We start from the raw sequence: 17,126 nt of genomic DNA on the forward strand, positions 1-17,126 counted from the left end.
ATCCGATGCTCCGACAACGACGATGCCCGACCCACTCCACGCGACCGCGGGCGAACTCGCTGCCGAGACGATCCTCGACGCGCTGGCCGACGGCCGGCGCGTCGTCGTCGAGACGGAGCTGCTCGGCTCCACCCACGAGGTGACGCTCCGCCACGACGGCGAGACGTACTACTGCGACACGCCGACGACGCTCCACAAGCACGACAGCCGCGCGGAGATGCGCCAGTGCATCGAGAAGCGGGGGTACGCGGGTTCGCCGGAGTGAGGCTTTAACCGCCGGCCGCCCGAACGGGGCGGCATGGTCGATTCCGAGCCCGCGGGGGACATGGGCGAACTGCTGGAGGCCGCCGACCCGGAGTTCCGCGAGGTCATGACCTGCGTGTTCGACATCCAGGCCCACGAGACGCGGGCCTACCTCGCGCTGCTCGACCACCCGGGCAGCACCGTCGAGGAACTGGCCGAGGAACTCGACCGGGACCGCAGCAACGTCAACCGGTCGCTGACAACGCTGCTGGAGAAGGGGCTGGCCGAGCGCGAGCGCCGCCTGCTGGACCCCGGCGGCTACGTCTACCAGTACACCGCGACGCCGCTCCCGGAGGCCAAGGAACTGCTCCACGACTCGCTGGACGAGTGGACGGAGCGGGTCCACGCCGCGATCGACGGGTTCGCGGCTGAGTGACCGCGAGCGCCCCGGAGTTTCGCCCGGAGCGGACCGCTTTTCCCCGCCGGGCGCGTTGGGCCGGACAATGAGTTCGATGACGCTCTCCGCGGAGCGCGACGCCGCCCCCGACGAGGCCGACGACGGCGTCTGGCTGGCCTGCATCGAGTGCGGCGAGACGTTCGCCCCCTTCTCGGCGATCCGGTACCGCTGTGACGACTGCGACGGACTCCTCGAGGCGCGCTACGCCGACCCGCCGACGTTCGACGCGTTCGAGGGCGACGGTGTGTGGCGCTACAGCGCGGCGCTTCCCTTCGAGGAGGGCGTCACGCTCCCCGAGGGGTCGACGCCGCTCCACGAGGTGCCCCGGCTGGAGGACGAGGTCGGCGTCGACCGCCTCCGCGTGAAACACGAGGGGATGAACCCGACGGGCAGCTTCAAGGACCGCGGGATGACCGTCGGCGTGCGCGTCGCCCAGGAACTGGGCGTCGACCGCCTCGCCTGCGCCTCGACCGGCAACACCAGCGCCGCGCTTGCGGCCTACGGCGCGCGCGCCGGCCTGGAGACGCTCGTGCTCCTGCCCGCCGGCAAGGTCGCCGCCGGCAAGGTGGCACAGGCCAGCCTCCACGACGCCCGGATCCTCGAGGTCGACGGCAACTTCGACGCCTGTCTCGACATCGTGCAGGACCTGGCCGGGCGCGGCGAGGCGTACCTGCTCAACTCGCTGAACCCGTTCCGGCTGGAGGGCCAGAAGACGATCGGCCTCGAAATCCTGGAGGAGTTCCGCGACGACGAGGGGCGGTTCCCCGACCGGATCGTCCTTCCCGTTGGCAACGCCGGCAACACCGCCGCGCTGTACAAGTGCTTCCGCGAACTCGTGCAGGCCGGCGCGATGGCCGAGGACGAGGTGCCGAAGCTCACCGGCGTGCAGGCCAAGGGCGCGGCCCCGATGGTCGAGGCCGTCGAGAACGGCTGGGCGGACACGGAGCGCTGGGACGAGGTCGAGACCCGCGCGACGGCGATCCGGATCGGCAACCCCGTCAACGCGCCGAAGGCCCTCCCCGGCATCCGCGAGACGGGCGGCACCGCCGTCGCCGTCTCCGACGAGGCGATCACCGACGCCCAGCGCGCGCTCGCCGGCGAGGGCGTCGGCGTCGAACCCGCCAGCGCGGCGTCGGTCGCCGGCCTCCGGAAACTCCGCGAGGAAGGCGTCGTCGGCGCCGACGAGGCGGTCGTCTGCCTCACGACGGGCCACCTGCTGAAAGACCCCGACGCGGCGGCGGAGGCCGGCGGCGACCCCGAGCCCGTGCCCAACGACACGGACGCGGTGCTCGCCCACCTCAGCGAGTGACCGCGAACGACCAGTCGTAGGTCTCGTAGCTGTATCCGACCTCGCGGTCGACGCCCCCCGAGTATCCGTACTCCCCCGACGGGAGGCAGCCCTCGTTCTCCGGGTCGGCCACGAGCGTGTACGTCTCGTCGACCGACCCGCCGGGCACCAGGGTCGTTCCCGCCGCGACTCCGGCAACGGCAACCGTGGCCCCCGACCGCCAGCAGCCGTCCCTCGACGGCTCATCAGGGATCAGTTCTTCCTTCTCGACGTCGCCGGATGCTGCGACGTATTGCCTGTCGTCCGGGACGAACAACAGCGTGGCATCGCCGCCCTCGTGACCGAGCCACGGCTCTACGGGCCCCGTCGGCGGGTACTCGATGGTGACCGTCTCGCCGCTGACGTTCGTCAGTTCGACGTGGACCCGCGCGGGCGATTCGGCCGTCTGGCGGGACCGAAACGACATCGAGACGGACAGGAGGTCGCCGATCCGGTCCGGGTAGTCGAGCGAGAACACCTCCTCGGGGACCGGTTCGGGATCGGCCCGTTCGGTCGTTCGGGCCGTCTCCGACCGCGTCGGCGTCGTCGACCGTGACGTCGCGGTCGTCGTTCGGGTCCCGGTTTCGGTCGATCCCGTCGTCGGGTCGGACCCGCCGGCGTTACAGCCGGCGAGCGCGCCGGTGAGGCCGGCGAGGAGGGCGCGCCGCTTCATATCGGGCGGTGGTGTACGAAATATAAATGCTTTCCCCGGCGCCCCCGGCCGTCATACGGACGAACGACGGCCGTCTGATGGGGTTCTTTGGTACGTCTTCGCATATTCGAGGGTGCATGGCGACCAACCGACCACCCTCATCCGAACACCCCCGCGAGCGCGCCGCGACGGCCGGCGGCGTCGCCGACCGCGCGCGGACCGCACAGCTACGCGCCAGAGTCGCGGCCCTGGAGACGGCGCTGGAACGCGAACGTGAGCGACGGCAGGCGGTGATAGCGCGCTACGAACGGCTCTTGGACGAGCGGACGCGGGCGGCGAAAAACGACGGCGACGACGGCGACGCGGGCGGGCTCCTCGACCGCCTGCGTTAGTCCCCGCTACTCCTCGACGCCGTTCAGCTGGATGTACCGCACGTCGATGATGCGGTCGTCGGCCGTCAGCGTCTCGAAGGCCTCCTCGGGAACCGGACTGTCGACGTTGTACACCGTCAGCGCCTCCCCGCCGATCGTCTCGCGGGCGTTGTACATGCCGGCGATGTTGACGTCGTGGTCGCCCATCACGCTGCCGATGAGGCCGATGACGCCCGGCTCGTCGGTGTTGCGCGCGACCATCATCTGGCCGCCGGGGATGGCGTCGACGCGGTAGCCGTCGACCCGGACGATGCGGGCGTCGTCGTCGGCAAAGAGCGTCCCGTCGACGCTGATCGACTCCTCGCCGTCCGACACCGTCACGGTGACGAGGCTCTGGAAGTCCTCGGCCTGCCGGGTCTTGGACTCGGTCACCTCGATGCCCCGTTCCTCGGCGATCTGCGGGGCGTTGACCGAGTTGACCTGCCACTCCAGGGGCTGGAACACGCCCTTGAGGCCGCTGGCGGTGACGAGTTCGACGTCCTCGTCGGCGATATCGCCCTCGTAGCGCACCTCGACCTCCGAGATGCGGCCGTCGAACAGCTGGGCGGCGATCTTGCCAGCGGTTTCCGCGAGGCCGATGTACGGCTCGACGCGCGGGAACGCGCTCTCGTCGATGGAGGGGGCGTTCAGGGCGTTGACGACCGGTTCCCCGCGGAACGCGGCGACCACCTGGTCGGCCGTCGAGACGGCGACGTTCTCCTGTGCGGCCTCCGTCGACGCGCCGAGGTGGGGCGTGACGACCACGTCCTCGACGTCGAGCAGCGGGTTGTCCGGCGACACCGGCTCGTCGGCGAACACGTCGACCGCGGCCCCGGCGAGGACGCCGTCCTCGACGGCCGCCGCGAGCGCGTCCTCGTCGACGACGCCGCCGCGGGCGCAGTTGACGAGGTAGCCGCCCTCCATGCGGGCCAGCTCCGCCTCGCCGATCATGTTCTCCGTCTCGGGGGTCAGCGGCGTGTGGACCGTCAGGAAGTCCGCGCGGTCGAGACAGTCCTCCAGGTCGACCAGTTCCGCGCCGAGCTGGTCGGCGCGCTCCTCGCTGATGTAGGGGTCGAACGCGACCAGATCCATCCCCAGCGAGTTCAGCTTCTTGGCGACCTCCTGGCCGACGCGGCCGAGGCCGACGACGCCGAGCGTCTTGCCGTTGACCTCGGTGCCGAGGTAGTCGCCTTTCGCCCACTCGCCGGCCTTCAGGCGGACGTGGGCCTGCGGGATCGACCGCGCCGAGGCGAACGCCATGGCGACCGTGTGCTCGGCGGCCGCGCGGACGTTGCCCTCCGGCGCGTTGGCGACGATGACGCCGTGTTCGGTGGCGGCGTCGATGTCGATGTTGTCCACGCCGATGCCGGCGCGGCCGACGATGACGAGTTCCTCGGCGGCCTCGAACACGGTCTCGGTGACCTCCGTGCCCGAGCGGACGATGAGGCCGTTGGCGTCCTCGACGGCGGCTAACAGTTCGTCGCCCTCCACGTCGTAGGCGGTGACGACCTCGTGGCCCGCCTCCCGGAGCCGTTCCAGGCCGGCGTCCGCGATGGGGTCCGTCACGAGTACCTTCATGTCCGGATGGATTCGCGCGGTCCTGTTAACGCTTCCTTTGTCGACATGGGTGGCGAAAACTGCCACTTGCCGGATCGCCGACCAGTGCGGGCGCGCGGCCGCGACCGCGGGATCGCTTCCTTTTCAACGGTACCGCCGCAACTCCGCGCCATGACAGTCGTCGCGTTCGACTTCGACGGAACCCTGTCGGACTCGGAGATGACCGTCCTGCTCGGGAAGCGCCGCGGCGTGGCCGACGAGATGGCGGCGATCACCGAGCGGGCGATGAACGACGAGATAGAGTACGCGACCAGCCTGCGCGAGCGCGCGGCCCTCCTCGAGGGCCTCCCCGAGGCCGAGGTCGCCGCGGCGTTCGACGAGGTGACGCTGCGCCCCGGCGCGGCCGACCTCATCGCGGCGCTGCGCGACGCCGGCGTCCACGTCGCCGTCCTCACCGGCGGCTTCGAACGCGGCGTCGAGGCCGCGCTGGAGAAGGAGGGCGTGACCGTCGACAGCATCGTCGCCAACCGGCTCCCGATGGCCGACGGCGAACTCACCGGCGAGGTCGAGGGGCCGCTCATCGAGGGGACGAAAGACGACGCCCTCTCGGCGCTCGTCGACGACCTGGGCCTCACGCTCGACGACGCCGTCGCGGTCGGCGACGGCGCGAACGACCTCCCGATGCTCCAGGTCGCGGGGACCGCGGTCGGGTTCGTCCCGAAGGACGCCGTCCGGCCGCACTGCGACGCGGTCGTCGCGCGGATGGACCGACTGCAGTCGCTCCTGACGGAGTACGGCGTGTTATAACGGCGATATCGGGTCGCGGGGACCGGGCGGGAAATTCAGGCTTCGGGGCTGAAGTTGCGGACCACGTACACCGTCGCGGCGGCGAAGACGGCCACCGCGACGCCGACGAGCACCGAGTTGATGAGGAGGTCACCGGCCGCGAGGTCGGTGCCGCCGATGAGGATGGCCGACGGGATGCCCTCGACGGCACCCATGCCGAGGTCGGCCTGCGCGCCCGTCGTGCCGGTGGCGCCCTCGGCGAGTTCGGGCTGCGGGACGGGGTTGATCTGCGTCGAGGCGAGGAAGCCGGTGATCGCGACCAGCACGACCGAGCCGACGCCCGCGCTGAGACCGGCGGTGATGTACGCCTCGCGGTCGGAGCCGCCGAGGCGGCTCCCGACGTAGCCGCCCGTAATGACGCCCAGTACGGCCGCCAGCAGCGGCGCGGCGTTGATCGCCGTCGCGCCGAGGCGGTTCATCTGCATCTGCTGGAGGATCGCGTCGACGTTGTTCACGTTCTGGTCGAGCGCGTTCTGGACCGTCCCGCTCAGGTCCGGTTCGAGCGGCGACCCGCCGGCCACGCCGATGAGGACGACGCTCAGCCCCACCGCCAGCCCGACGACGGCGTAGATGCCGGTGAAGAACTTGAGGTAGCTCTTCGTCGTCGGGGAGGTGGCGATGTCGCCGACGCCCTGGCCGCCCCGGGCCTGCCCGGTCGGCTGGCCCGGCGGCTGCTGCTGGGGTCGCGGCTGCTGGTTTCCGCCTGTCTGTCCGCCCTGCGCGTTCCTGTTCTGTTGGTTTCCACCGCGATCTGACATCATTCACCAGTTACACATAGGGGGTTTATAAAAGTTGCAAGCGGACGGACGGGTCGCGGCACGGACGGACCGGCCGACGCTACGCCGCTCCGGCCAGGAAGTTCCGGTAGGCGTACGCCGTGACGACCGCGACGACCGCGGCGACGACGCCGACCGCGACGGAGTTGATGACGAGGTCGACGAGCTGGACGGAGTACTCCTCCGCGCCGGCGAACACGCTGACCTGCTGGACCACTTCGGGCGGCTGGTTCATGTTCCCGATCGCCGTCTGGGCCTCCTCCGCGGCGTCCTGCAGCGACGACACCTGCGACCCGGCGAGGTACCCGCCGAGGACGACCATCAGCACGCTCCCGGCGAACGACGCGACCCCGGCCCCGACGTAGCTCGTCTGCTCGTCGGCGTCTATCGTTCGGGCGGCGTACAGGCCGACCAGCACCGCGGCGACGACCGCGATTATCGGGAGCAACTGCACGACCGACTGGGCGAGGCTATTGACGTTCTGCTGGGCGTAGTACGCGCCGAGTTCCGACACCTCGCTGGCGGCGTCCGCCTGGGCCCCGCTCAGGATAGCCGGGCTCCCGACGAACCCGTACACGACCACCAGCAGCCCCAGACCGACGCCCGCGATGGCGTAGAGGGCGCTTACCCCCTTCGTGAACTCCTGGACGACGGGGTCTTTCACCTTGTCCGTGATCGAGTCCTGCTGGACGGGCGGGGCCTGACCCGGCGCCGGCTGCCCGGCGCTCGGCTGGCCCTGCTGCGTTCCGGCGGGCTGTCCCTGCGGCTGACCGCTCCCCTGACCGCTCTGTACGTTCCCTTGGCGACTGTCGTCTCCTGAATCTGACATCAGTGTACGACTCCGACTTCAGACTATTATAGTTACCTATTTTCAATAAATACACTTGCAAATATTATTGATCGGGCGGGGCTGGGCGGCCGTCGGGGCCGATCCGCCGCCCGCAGACGCCGGCCAGCGCGCCGGCGACGCCGCCGGCGATGCCCGCGCCGATGCTGTTCGAGAGGTGCGAGCCGGCGTCGAACGTCAACTGCACGCGGGGGACGTTGACGTTCAAATCCGGGGCCGGCTCGTACTCCGGCGCCTGCTCGGCGGCGACGTACCCGCCGACGAACATGAACAGCGTCGCGCCGACGAGGGCCGCGACCCCGGCGGCGACGGCGACCGCTCCGAGGCCGGCCTCGACGCGCCAGCCGACGACGAACCCGCCGAACCCGCCGGCGAACACGGTCAGCAGCGGGATGAAGTACAGGGTGAACTGGACGAGTTGCTCCCGGAACTGCTTTCGCTCGACCGTGTTTTGCTTCCGTTCCTCCTCGGCGGTCAGTTCCGGTTCGCTCGGCTGTCGGTCCTCCCCGCCGACGATCTCCGTCGACAGCGCATCCGCACCGACCGCGGAGACGGTGCCGACCATCAGCCCGACGCCGAGGCCCATCGCCGCGAGCGCGAGGACGACGTACCCGACCGTCGTCCGGGCGTCCGACGGGAACCGCCCACCGGTCGCCCGGGTCGGCGGGGGTCCCCCTCTGTCGCCGCGTTGCCGGGTGTCCTGTCCGGCCCCCGCGCCACGGGACCGTCGTCCGCCGCGGCCGGGTCCCTGTCCGCCCCGATCCCCCTGCTGGCCACCGGTTCGGACTCCCGCCCGGTCGCCCACGTTTCGCCGTCGGCCGTCCGGTCCGTTCCGGGGTGACGCGTCGCCCCGTTGGCGGTCGCGGTTCCCCCGATCACCTGCGTCGGACATGCCTGTGGCGTGTCAGGGGTACGTAATATAACTACGGACGCGCCGGGCGGTCAGGAGAACAGGCTCGTGTGGACCGGCGCGAACTCGGCCCCGTCGTCGTCACCGCCCGTCGCGGTGTCGGTGACCGCGCGGCCGTCGACGCCGTCGGCGAGGAAGTCCTCGACGGGCGGGCCGACGTTCTCCGGTTCCACGAGGAAGGCGTCGTGGCCGTGGTCGGACTCGACGACGTGGTGGGCGACCGGCACGTCCGCATCGCGGAACGCCGACGCGAGCGACTCGGCCTGCTCGCTCGTGAAGTGCCAGTCGCCGGTGAAAGAAACCACCAGCGCCTCGCCCTCGAACGCGGCGAGCGCGCCCGCGTCGGAGTCGTAGCCCGCCGAGAGGTCGTAGTTGTCCATCGCCCGCGTGAGATACAGGTAGCTGTTCGCGTCGAAGCGTTCGACGAACTTGTCGGCCTGGTAGTCGAGGTACGACTCCACGTCGCGGTACGGGAAGAAGTCCGCGGCCGGGTCCGACGGGAAGGCGTCGCGGGCGGCGTCCCGCCCCGCCGCGCGGCGGCCGAACTTCTTCTCCATCGACGCCTTCGAGAGGTACATCACGTGGCCCAGTTGGCGGGCGAGCGCGAGGCCGTCGTTCGGGTGGTCCTGCCCGTAGTAGTCGCCACCGTTCCAGTTCGGGTCCGTCGTGATCGCCCGCCGCGCGATGCCGTCGATGGCCAGACACTGCGGGTCGAGGCGGGCCGCCGTGGCGACGGGCACCAGCCGGCGGACGTCGTCGGGGTACTGCTTGCCCCACTCCAGGACGTTCATCCCGCCGACGCTGCCGCCGATGACCGCGTGGAGCCGGCCGACGCCGAGTTCGTTCAGCGCCCGCCGCTGGGCGCGGGTCCAGTCGGTGACGGTGACCGGCGGGAACTCGGTGCCGTACGGCTCGCCGGTCTCGGGGTTCTCGCTCGCGGGGCCGGTCGACCCGTAGCAGGAGCCGGGGACGTTGACGCAGACGACGTAGTACTCCGCGGTATCGACGGCCTTCCCGGAGCCGACGATGTCGTTCCACCAGGCACGGGCCTGCCCGCCCGTCTCGGGGGCCTCGCCGTCCGACAGCCGGCGGTTGGCGACGTGGGCGCTCCCGGTCAGCGCGTGGCAGACCAGCACCGCGTTGTCGCCGGTGAACTCGCCGTACGTCTCGTAGGCCAGTTCGAGCGACGGGACCGTCTCGCCGCAGTCGAACTCGAACTCGCCCACGTCGACGACCCCGGCCGTCGCCTTCATGTCGCCTCGATCCCCCGTTCGATGTCCGCGAGGAGGTCGGCGGGGTCCTCGATGCCGACCGAGAGCCGGATCAGGTCGGTCGTGACGCCGGCCTGGCGCTGCTCCTCGGGCGAGAGCTGGCCGTGGGTGGTGCTCGCCGGGTGGATGACCAGCGTCTTCGCGTCGCCGATGTTCGCGAGGAAGGAGGCGAGTTCGACGTTCTCGCAGAACGCCTTCCCCGCCTCGTAGCCGCCCTCAAGCCCGAAGGCGATCATGCCGCCGTAGCCGCCCGACAGGTACTCGCTCGCGTTGTCGTGGGTCTCGTGGGAGTCCAGCCCGGGGTAGGCGACCCACGCCACGTCGTCGTGGTCCGCGAGGTACTCCGCGACGACGGCGGCGTTCCCGCAGTGGCGCTCCATCCGGAGCGGGAACGACTCCAGCCCCTGGAGGGTCTGCCAGGCGTCGAACGGCGACTGCTGGTCGCCGAGGCTGCGGAGCGAGCGGTAGCGCACGGCCGCCGCGAACGGCGCGTCCCCGAAGTCCCGCACGAAGTCGGTGTCGTGGTACGCGGCGTTGTCGCCGGCGACCTCGTCGTAGCCGTTGGCCCCCCAGTCGAACGTCCCGTCCTCGACGAGCACGCCGCCGACGGTGGTGCCCGACCCGTGAAGCCACTTGGTCGTCGACTCCCACACCACGTCCGCGCCGTGCTCCAGCGGGCGACAGAGCGCGGGCGTGGCGAACGTGTTGTCGACGACGAGCGGGACGCTGGCGTCGTGGGCGACCGCGGCGACCCGTTCGAAGTCCGGCGTCACCAGCGAGGGGTTGCCGACCGTCTCGACGTGGACGTACGCGGTGTCCTCGTCGACGGCCTCGGCGTAGGCGTCGTAGTCGAGCGTGTCGACGAACCGGGCCTCGATCCCGCGGCGGCTGGCGGTGTGCGAGAGGTACGCCGTCGTGCCGCCGTACGTGTCCGTCGAGCAGACGACGTTGTCGCCCTGTTCCGCGAGGACCAGCGTCGCGGCGTCGAGCGCCGCCATGCCGCTGGCCGTGGCGACCGCGCCGGTGCCGCCCTCGAGGCTGGCGAGGCGCTCCTCCAGTACCTCGACGGTCGGGTTGCTGATCCGGGAGTAGATGTGGTCCTCGGCGTTCAGCGCGTACAGCTCCGCGGCGCGGTCCGCGTCCGGGAACTCGTAGGAGGTGGTCTGGTAGAGCGGCGTGGCGCGGGCACCCGTCGCCTCGTCGGCCGACGCGCCGGCGTGGACCGACCGCGTCGAGAGGCCCGGCTCCCCGGACTCGTCGTCGTTGGTCATGTGTATGGCTCATATATTCTCAAACTCATATAACCCGTAGTTACGGCAACATTCGCAAGTCTTGCCACTGTCTGTCACGCCCCGCGACGGCGCTCCCGGCGGACGTGGGGACTCTCCCCGCTTGCCGCCCAACCGGCGACCGGAATGCCGTCGCCCGAGGCCGTCTGCTTCGACCCGGACGACACGCTCTGCGTGGCGGAGCGGTCCGGTCGGGAGTTCCACGGCCAGGTTTCCGCGCGGGCCGGCGACTCGTCGCTGCCGGCCGCACGCCCCCGAATCGGCGGTGCTCAAGTGGCTCCGGCCCCTACGGGCCGACGATGACACGGACGGACCGCGACAGGGTCCTCCTCGCGGGCGTCGTCTTCGCCGTGCTGCTCGCCCAGACGCTGCTCTATCCGGGCATCTCGGACCTCGTGGCGGCGCTGGGGGCGACCACGTCGCTCGACGCGAGCATGTGGTTCCTCGTCGCGGAGTTCGCCGCGTTCGTCGTCTTCGTCGGCGTCTGGGGGGCGGCGAGCGACGCCGCTGGCCAGCGCGTCCCCTTCATCGCGGCCGGCGCGCTGGGCGGGGGCGTCGGCTACGCCGCGCTCGCGCTCGCGCCGGCCGTGACCGACCTCTCGTTCGGGGCCGTCCTCGTCGTCCGGGCGCTCCAGGGCGCGGCGACCATCGGCGCGTTCTCGCTCGCGATGACGATGCTGATGGACCTGGAGGGCGGCCACGGCCGGAACATGGGCGCGGCCGGCATCGCCATCGGCCTCGGCACCGCGACGGGCGCGCCGCTTGGCGGCCAGTTGACCGAGGTCACACCGCTCGCGCCGCTGTACCTCGCCAGCGTCCTGCTGTTCGCCGCGGGCGGCCTGGTCGCGCTCGTCCCCGACCGGGCGGCGGCCCGCGAGGGCGGGCTCCGTGGGGCGCTGACGAACCTGACCGCGACGCCGACGCTGTCGGTCCCCTACGCCTTCGGCTTCATCGACCGCCTCACCGCAGGCTTCTTCGCGCTGGTCGGTACGCTGTACTTCCGGACCGCCTTCGACCTCGGCCCGGGCGCGGCGGGGCTGATGCTGGCGCTGTTCTTCGCCCCCTTCGCGCTGCTCCAGTACCCATTCGGCGCGCTGTCGGACCGGTACGGCCGCCGGCTCCCAATCGTCGCGGGGTCGGCGGCCTACGGGCTGGTCGTCATCGCCGTCGGGCACGCGCCCACCGTCTCCCTCGCCGGCGCGGGGATGGTGCTGGTCGGGGTGCTCGGCGCGCTGATGGCCCCGGCGACGATGGCGCTCGTCACCGACCTCGCGCCCGAGCGCGACCGCGGGACGGCGATGGGCGGGTTCAACCTGTTCGGCAGCCTCGGTTTCCTCGCGGGCTTCCTGCTCGGCGGCACCGTCGCCGACGCATACGGCTTCGGGACGGCGTTTCTCGTCGTCGGCGCGCTGGAGGTGCTGCTCGCGGCCGTGACGCTGCCGGTCCTCCTCCGACTGGACATTGATCGGACCGGAACGTTCGGCGGGACCGACGAGGCGTAGTCCGGGACGGTGTCGGCCCGCGGACCTGTCGTCTCGGCCACGCCAACGCTTATTCTCCGCACTCCCGGCTAGGGACCCATGGACGGAACCGCGGCGTTCGACCCGGTGGACGAACTGGCACGCGTGCTCTCGGCGTACTTCGCGGTCGACGCGGTCCGGGACGTGCTGGAGGCCGTCGACCTCGCGGCGGTCCTCGGCGACGCGCCGGTCGAGGAGGCCGTCGACTACGACGAGGCCGTCCGCACCGTCGGCCGACTCTCCGGCCGGCTTCTCGTCCGCGACGTGGTCGGGCGCTCGCCCGCCGGCCCCGTCGTGGAGACGCTGGGCGGGCAGGCCGTCGGCGCGACGGCCGGGGAAGCCGCCGCCGACCTGCTGGTCGAGACGGTCGACCCCGAGGCGTTCCTCGCGGCGCTGGAGTCGGATCTGGGCGTCGACCTCGGCGTCTCGGGCATCGACCCGGACGACGCCGTCACCATCGAGATAGAGACGCCGGACGACGAGTGACCCGTCTTTCGGTCACCGCGCCCGGACCGAGGGGAAGGCATATACTGCCGCTGCACGAGCGTCCCCTATGGTTCCCTCGCCCTCTCGCCGGTCCATGCTCGGCCTGCTCGCCGCCGCCGGCGTCGGCCTCGCCGGTTGCGCCGACGCGCTGGCCGCGGACGACGCGGCACACACCGTGAGCGTCTACCTCGGCGACCGCGACGCCGGCCGCGACGTGACCGTCGCCGTCGCGGCCGACGACGGGACGGTGCTCTTCGAGCGGGAGTACCGCCTCTCGGACGCCAACGAGGCCCACGAGGACGCCACGTTCCCCGAGTCGACCGATCCGGTGACCGTCGTCGTGACGGTCGACGGCGAGCGGTTCGAGCGGCCCTGGCCCGCGTTCGCCGGGGAACGCGAGTGCTCCGGGGAAAACTGGGAGGGCGTCGAGGTGTGGGTCGAGGGCGGGCCGGACGAGTCGCCGAGCGTCCGCATCACCGGCAACTGCCAGCACGTGACGCTGGACTGACCGCCGGACGCCGCGCTTTAGAGGCCGCCGCGAGTAGCCCACGGCGATGGCGAGCCCCGAGACGGACGACAACCCCTACCTGCGCGACCCGCCGACGGAGTTCGACCCCGTGTCCGACCTCCCCGCGGCGGCGGCCCGCGAGCAGGCCGAACTGCTGCGCGAGGCGGTCCGGTACCACGACCGGCGCTACTACGTCGAGCACGACCCGGTCGTCGCCGACCGCACGTACGACGCGCTGTTTGCCCGGCTGGAGGCCCTGGAGGACGCCTTCGACCTGGAGACCGAGGACAGCCCGACCCGCCGGGTCGGCGGCGAACCGGTCGACGAGTTCGACACGGTCGAGCACGTCGCGCCGATGCTGTCGATAGACCAGAGCGGCGACGCCGCCGACGTGCGGGAGTTCGACGAGCGCGTGCGCGGCGAGGTCGGCGACGTGACGTACGTCTGCGAGCCGAAGTTCGACGGCGTCTCGATAGAGGTCGTGTACGAGGACGGCCGCCTCGTCCGCGCCGCGACCCGCGGCGACGGCTACGAGGGCGACGACGTGACCCGGAACGTCCGGACGATCCGCGCGATCCCCCAGCGCCTCGCCCGCGACCCGCCCGACTTCCTCGCCGTGCGCGGCGAGGTGTACATGCCGCGGGACGCGTTCCAGGCGCACAACCGCGAACGCGTCGAGCGCGGCGAGGAGCCCTTCGCCAACCCGCGCAACGCGACCGCCGGCACGCTCCGCCAGCAGGACCCTGCCGTCGTCGCCGAGCGCCCGCTCGCCTGCTACTTCTTCGAGGTGCTCGATTCGAGCGACGAGTGGCCGACCCGCTGGGCCGAACACGGGGCGCTGCCCGGCTTCGGCCTGCCCGTCGCCGAGCGCGTCGAGCACGCCGAAACGATCGACGCGGCGATCGACTACCGCGACCGCCTCCACGACGAGCGTGACGCCCTGGACTACGAGATAGACGGCGCGGTGATCAAGGTCGACGACCGCGGGACACGCGAGGAACTCGGGGCGACGGCCCGCCACTACCGCTGGGCCTTCGCCTACAAGTTCCCCGCCCGCGCCGAGCGGACGACGGTCCGGGACGTGGCCGTGCAGGTCGGCCGGACGGGCCGGCTGACCCCCGTCGCGCTGCTCGACCCCGTCGACGTCGGCGGCGTCACCGTCTCGCGGGCCAGCCTGCACAACCCCGACGAGATAGCCGAGATGGGCGTCGCCGTCGGCGACGAGGTGCGCGTCGAGCGCGCCGGCGACGTGATCCCCTACGTCGCCGAGGTGACCGAGAAGCGGAGCGAGGGCCACTACGAGTTCCCCGAGACCTGCCCGGTCTGTGACAGCCCGGTCGAGCGCGACGGCCCGATGGCCTTCTGCACGGGCGGGATGGCCTGTCCCGCCCAGTTGCGCCGCGCGGTCGAGTACTACGCCAGCGACGACGGACTGGACGTCGAGGGGCTGGGCGAGCGGAGCGTCCGCCAGTTCGTCGAGGCCGGCCTCGTCGAGGACAGCGTCGCGGACCTGTACGCCATCGAGCGCGAGGACCTGCTCGACCTGGAGGGGTGGGGCGAGAAGAGTGCCGAGAAACTGCTCGCCGAACTCGCCGACTCGACGGAGCCCGACCTCCCGGACTTCCTCTCGGCGCTCGGCGTCCCCGGCGTCGGCCCCGCGACGGCCCGCGAACTCGCCCGCAAGTTCGGCACGCTGGACGCCGTCGTCGAGGCCGACGAGGACGACCTGCAGGACGTCCCTGACGTCGGCCCGACCGTCGCCGCGCAGGTCCGCGACTTTTTCGACAGCGAGGCGAACCGCCGCGCGCTCGACGCGCTCCGCGAGCACGGCGTCGAGCCGCGGCCCTACGAGTCCGAGGGCGGCGACGAACTCGCCGGCCTGACGTTCGTGTTCACGGGGTCGCTGGACGGGTACACCAGAAGCGAGGCGCAGGCACTCGTCGAGCGCCACGGCGGGTCGGCGACGGGCAGCGTCTCGGGCAACACGGACTACCTCGTCGCCGGCGAGAACCCCGGCGCGACGAAGGTGACCGACGCGGAAAGCGAGGACGTGCCGGTGCTGGACGAGGCGGCGTTCGAGGACCTGCTCGACGAACGGGGCGTGTGAGCGGCCGCCGGGGTCAGATGTCGGCCGCCTTGAACCGCCGGTAGCAGAGCGACAGCGGGACGACGATCCACGCGACCAGGATCAGCAGCGAGAACCAGTCCTGGAGGTAGAAGGGCACGTCGCCCTGCGGGAAATACTCCGTGACCTGGCTATCACCGGGGAGCATCGCGGTCATCGACCCGCTGAACGCGCCGTTGGGCGAGAGCCGCTGGAAGAAAAAGTACCAGTTCGGGGGGTTCGGGAAGGGGTAGAAGACGCCCCGTCCCTCCGTCAGGCGGGTGACGACGTAGTGGAGTCCCCAGCCGAACACGTCCCAGAGGAAGTTGAAGAGGGCGAACACGCCGAAGATGCCGACGGCGGCCCGCGAGGTGGACTTCGTCGTGGCCGACACCGCGACGGCGATGCTCACGTACGCGAGCCCGAACAGCACCGTCAGGGCGACGAAGGCGACGTAGTAGCCCGGGGAGAACGTGGCGTACAGCGCGACCACGACCACCGCGGCGACCGCGAAGCCGATCAGGATCGGGACGGTCAGCACCGCGGTCCGGCCCAGCAACTTCCCGAGGACGACCGAACTCCGCGAGTGGGGCAGCGACAGCAGGATCTTCACGCTGCCGGAGTCTATCTCGCCGGCGATCGACTTGTAGCCGAGCAACAGCGCCGTCAGCGGCACGAGCAGCGCCACGGGCGACTGGAGGAAGAAGACGAGGTCGAGCGACGACAACTCGCCGCCGGTGCCCTGCTGGAGCAGCGTGTAGATGTACGCCATGCCGGCGGCGAAGAGGACGAACAGCGCCGACAGTATCCACAGCGTCTTCGAGCGGAGGGCGTCGCGGAAGTCCTTCCGCGCGACCGCCCGCACGGAGGCGGGGCTGAGGCTCATACCCGCACCTCCTCCGTGGTGTAGGCCGCGAACAGTTCCTCGAGCGACGCCTCCTCCGTCGAGAAGTCCCGGACGTCGCCGCCGGCGTCCTCGACGGCGGTGAGCACCTTCGTCTTGGCGTCGCCGCGACAGGAGACGACGAGCGTCGACCCCTCGACGTCGACGGCCGACACGCCCGGCAGGTCCGAGACGGCCCCGCGGACCGCCGGCGTCACCTCGTCGACGGTGACCCGGAGCGTCATGTCAGTGCCCGCGGTGTCGCGCAGCCCCTCGACGCTGTCGACGGCGACGACTTCGCCGTCCCGGAGGATGCCGACGCGGTCACACACCGACTCGACCTGTTCGAGGATGTGGCTGGAGAAAAACACCGTCGCGCCGCGGTCCCGTTCCTCGCGGATGATCTCGCGCATCCGCCGCGCGCCGTTGGGGTCCAGCCCGGTCGAGGGCTCGTCGAGGATCAGCATGTCGGGCTCGCCGACCAGCGCCATGGCGAGCATGAGCCGCTGGGCCATCCCCTTCGAGTAGCCCCCGGCCTTGCGGTCGGCGGCGTCGAGGACGCCGGTCCGTTCGAGCAGTTCCTCGGGGTGGTCGTCGGCCCCCTTCGACTCGATGGCGAACTCCAGGTGTTGCCGCCCGGTCAGGCGGTCGTACACCCGGTAGCCGTCGGGGAGGACGCCGAGCTTCGAGCGCACCGTCTCGCTCTCGGTCTGGGCGTCGTGGCCGAACACCGTCGCCGTCCCCGACGTCGGTCGGACGAAATCGAGCAGGATGTCGATGGTCGTCGACTTGCCCGCGCCGTTGGGGCCGAGGAAGCCGAAGATCTCCCCGTCCCGGACGGTCAGGTCGACGTTCTGGAGGGCGACGACGTCGCCGAACCGCTTCGTGACGTCGTCGAGTTCGATCGCGTTCATCGTCCGTGTCTGTCGGTCTCCCGTTATAAATACGTTCGGACTAACCGGTGGAACAAATCCCGAGAAACGGCGGAAGCGTTGCTCTTCGGCCGGAATACGCCGCTCACATGGGGGGCGGGGCGGAGC

At 71.2% G+C, this 17,126-nt stretch carries 18 protein-coding genes; 9 read left to right on the forward strand and 9 right to left on the reverse strand.

Translation table 11 applies throughout. The features are described from left to right. Window positions 1-22 precede the first annotated feature (22 nt). The 3 genes from EYW40_RS12395 to thrC all read left to right on the forward strand — a co-directional run bounded on the left by EYW40_RS12395 (window position 23) and on the right by thrC (window position 2,009). A complete protein-coding gene (locus EYW40_RS12395; protein WP_135821911.1) occupies window positions 23-265 on the forward strand; it encodes a DUF8001 family protein in 243 nt (80 codons plus the stop codon). 33 nt (window positions 266-298) lie between these two features. Then, a complete protein-coding gene (locus tag EYW40_RS12400) occupies window positions 299-679 on the forward strand; it encodes a helix-turn-helix domain-containing protein (RefSeq protein WP_135821912.1) in 381 nt (126 codons plus the stop codon). Window positions 680-755: 76 nt separating this feature from the next. Beyond that, on the forward strand, window positions 756-2,009 hold the full coding sequence (thrC, locus tag EYW40_RS12405) for a threonine synthase (RefSeq protein ID WP_135822067.1): 1,254 nt from the start codon (window positions 756-758) through the stop codon (window positions 2,007-2,009). On the opposite strand, the gene EYW40_RS12410 is transcribed toward thrC, so the two are convergent. Continuing rightward, on the reverse strand, window positions 1,999-2,700 hold the full coding sequence (locus EYW40_RS12410) for a hypothetical protein (protein WP_135821913.1): 702 nt from the start codon (window positions 2,698-2,700) through the stop codon (window positions 1,999-2,001). The two genes, thrC and EYW40_RS12410, sit on opposite strands and share 11 nt — an antisense overlap. Window positions 2,701-2,816: 116 nt before the next feature. Between EYW40_RS12410 and EYW40_RS20020 the strand changes: the two genes are divergently transcribed. Beyond that, window positions 2,817-3,071: a hypothetical protein gene (locus EYW40_RS20020; protein WP_135821914.1), complete on the forward strand. Its 255-nt coding sequence runs from the start codon at window positions 2,817-2,819 to the stop codon at window positions 3,069-3,071. Window positions 3,072-3,077: 6 nt separating this feature from the next. Here EYW40_RS20020 and serA read toward each other — a convergent pair whose 3' ends face one another. Beyond that, window positions 3,078-4,667 (reverse strand): phosphoglycerate dehydrogenase, encoded by a 1,590-nt coding sequence (serA, locus tag EYW40_RS12420; protein WP_135821915.1) that lies wholly within the window; start codon window positions 4,665-4,667, stop codon window positions 3,078-3,080. A 150-nt stretch (window positions 4,668-4,817) separates the two neighbouring features. Between serA and serB the strand changes: the two genes are divergently transcribed. Next, window positions 4,818-5,453 carry a phosphoserine phosphatase SerB gene (gene serB / locus EYW40_RS12425; protein ID WP_135821916.1) on the forward strand — a complete coding sequence of 212 codons (636 nt, stop codon included), beginning with the start codon at window positions 4,818-4,820 and terminating at the stop codon, window positions 5,451-5,453. A 35-nt stretch (window positions 5,454-5,488) separates the two neighbouring features. Here the strand turns inward: serB and EYW40_RS12430 are convergent, their stop codons facing one another. The 5 genes from EYW40_RS12430 to EYW40_RS12450 form a co-directional block, all read right to left on the reverse strand. Further along, window positions 5,489-6,253 (reverse strand): hypothetical protein, encoded by a 765-nt coding sequence (locus EYW40_RS12430; protein WP_135821917.1) that lies wholly within the window; start codon window positions 6,251-6,253, stop codon window positions 5,489-5,491. Between the two features lie 76 nt (window positions 6,254-6,329). Then, window positions 6,330-7,097 (reverse strand): hypothetical protein, encoded by a 768-nt coding sequence (locus EYW40_RS12435; RefSeq protein ID WP_135821918.1) that lies wholly within the window; start codon window positions 7,095-7,097, stop codon window positions 6,330-6,332. A 64-nt stretch (window positions 7,098-7,161) separates the two neighbouring features. After that, window positions 7,162-8,007 carry a hypothetical protein gene (locus tag EYW40_RS12440; protein WP_135821919.1) on the reverse strand — a complete coding sequence of 282 codons (846 nt, stop codon included), beginning with the start codon at window positions 8,005-8,007 and terminating at the stop codon, window positions 7,162-7,164. 50 nt (window positions 8,008-8,057) lie between these two features. Continuing rightward, window positions 8,058-9,278 carry a homoserine O-acetyltransferase MetX gene (metX, locus tag EYW40_RS12445; RefSeq protein ID WP_135821920.1) on the reverse strand — a complete coding sequence of 407 codons (1,221 nt, stop codon included), beginning with the start codon at window positions 9,276-9,278 and terminating at the stop codon, window positions 8,058-8,060. Continuing rightward, complete coding sequence (locus EYW40_RS12450) at window positions 9,275-10,567, reverse strand: O-acetylhomoserine aminocarboxypropyltransferase/cysteine synthase family protein (protein WP_135821921.1); 1,293 nt, start codon at window positions 10,565-10,567, stop codon at window positions 9,275-9,277. Before EYW40_RS12450 ends, metX begins: the two co-directional genes overlap by 4 nt. A gap of 317 nt (window positions 10,568-10,884) precedes the next feature. Here EYW40_RS12450 and EYW40_RS12455 point away from each other — a divergent pair, with 317 nt between their 5' ends. From EYW40_RS12455 to ligA, 4 genes are all read left to right on the forward strand, one after another. After that, window positions 10,885-12,087, forward strand: a complete 1,203-nt coding sequence (locus EYW40_RS12455; protein ID WP_135821922.1) for an MFS transporter — start codon at window positions 10,885-10,887, stop codon at window positions 12,085-12,087. Window positions 12,088-12,165: 78 nt separating this feature from the next. Next, window positions 12,166-12,591 (forward strand): hypothetical protein, encoded by a 426-nt coding sequence (locus EYW40_RS12460; RefSeq protein ID WP_135821923.1) that lies wholly within the window; start codon window positions 12,166-12,168, stop codon window positions 12,589-12,591. Window positions 12,592-12,658: 67 nt separating this feature from the next. Next, window positions 12,659-13,099, forward strand: coding sequence for a hypothetical protein (locus EYW40_RS12465; protein WP_202614512.1), 441 nt, complete (start codon window positions 12,659-12,661; stop codon window positions 13,097-13,099). Window positions 13,100-13,145: 46 nt separating this feature from the next. Next, a complete protein-coding gene (ligA, locus tag EYW40_RS12470) occupies window positions 13,146-15,206 on the forward strand; it encodes an NAD-dependent DNA ligase LigA (protein ID WP_135821924.1) in 2,061 nt (686 codons plus the stop codon). Between the two features lie 13 nt (window positions 15,207-15,219). On the opposite strand, the gene EYW40_RS12475 is transcribed toward ligA, so the two are convergent. Continuing rightward, complete coding sequence (locus EYW40_RS12475; RefSeq protein WP_135821925.1) at window positions 15,220-16,089, reverse strand: ABC transporter permease; 870 nt, start codon at window positions 16,087-16,089, stop codon at window positions 15,220-15,222. Further along, on the reverse strand, window positions 16,086-17,000 hold the full coding sequence (locus EYW40_RS12480) for an ABC transporter ATP-binding protein (RefSeq protein WP_135821926.1): 915 nt from the start codon (window positions 16,998-17,000) through the stop codon (window positions 16,086-16,088). The genes EYW40_RS12475 and EYW40_RS12480 overlap by 4 nt, the downstream gene beginning before the upstream one ends. Between the last annotated feature and the right edge of the window lie 126 nt (window positions 17,001-17,126).

The organism is Halostella litorea (assembly GCF_004785955.1).
GTDB classification, from domain to species: domain Archaea; phylum Halobacteriota; class Halobacteria; order Halobacteriales; family Natronoarchaeaceae; genus Halostella; species Halostella litorea.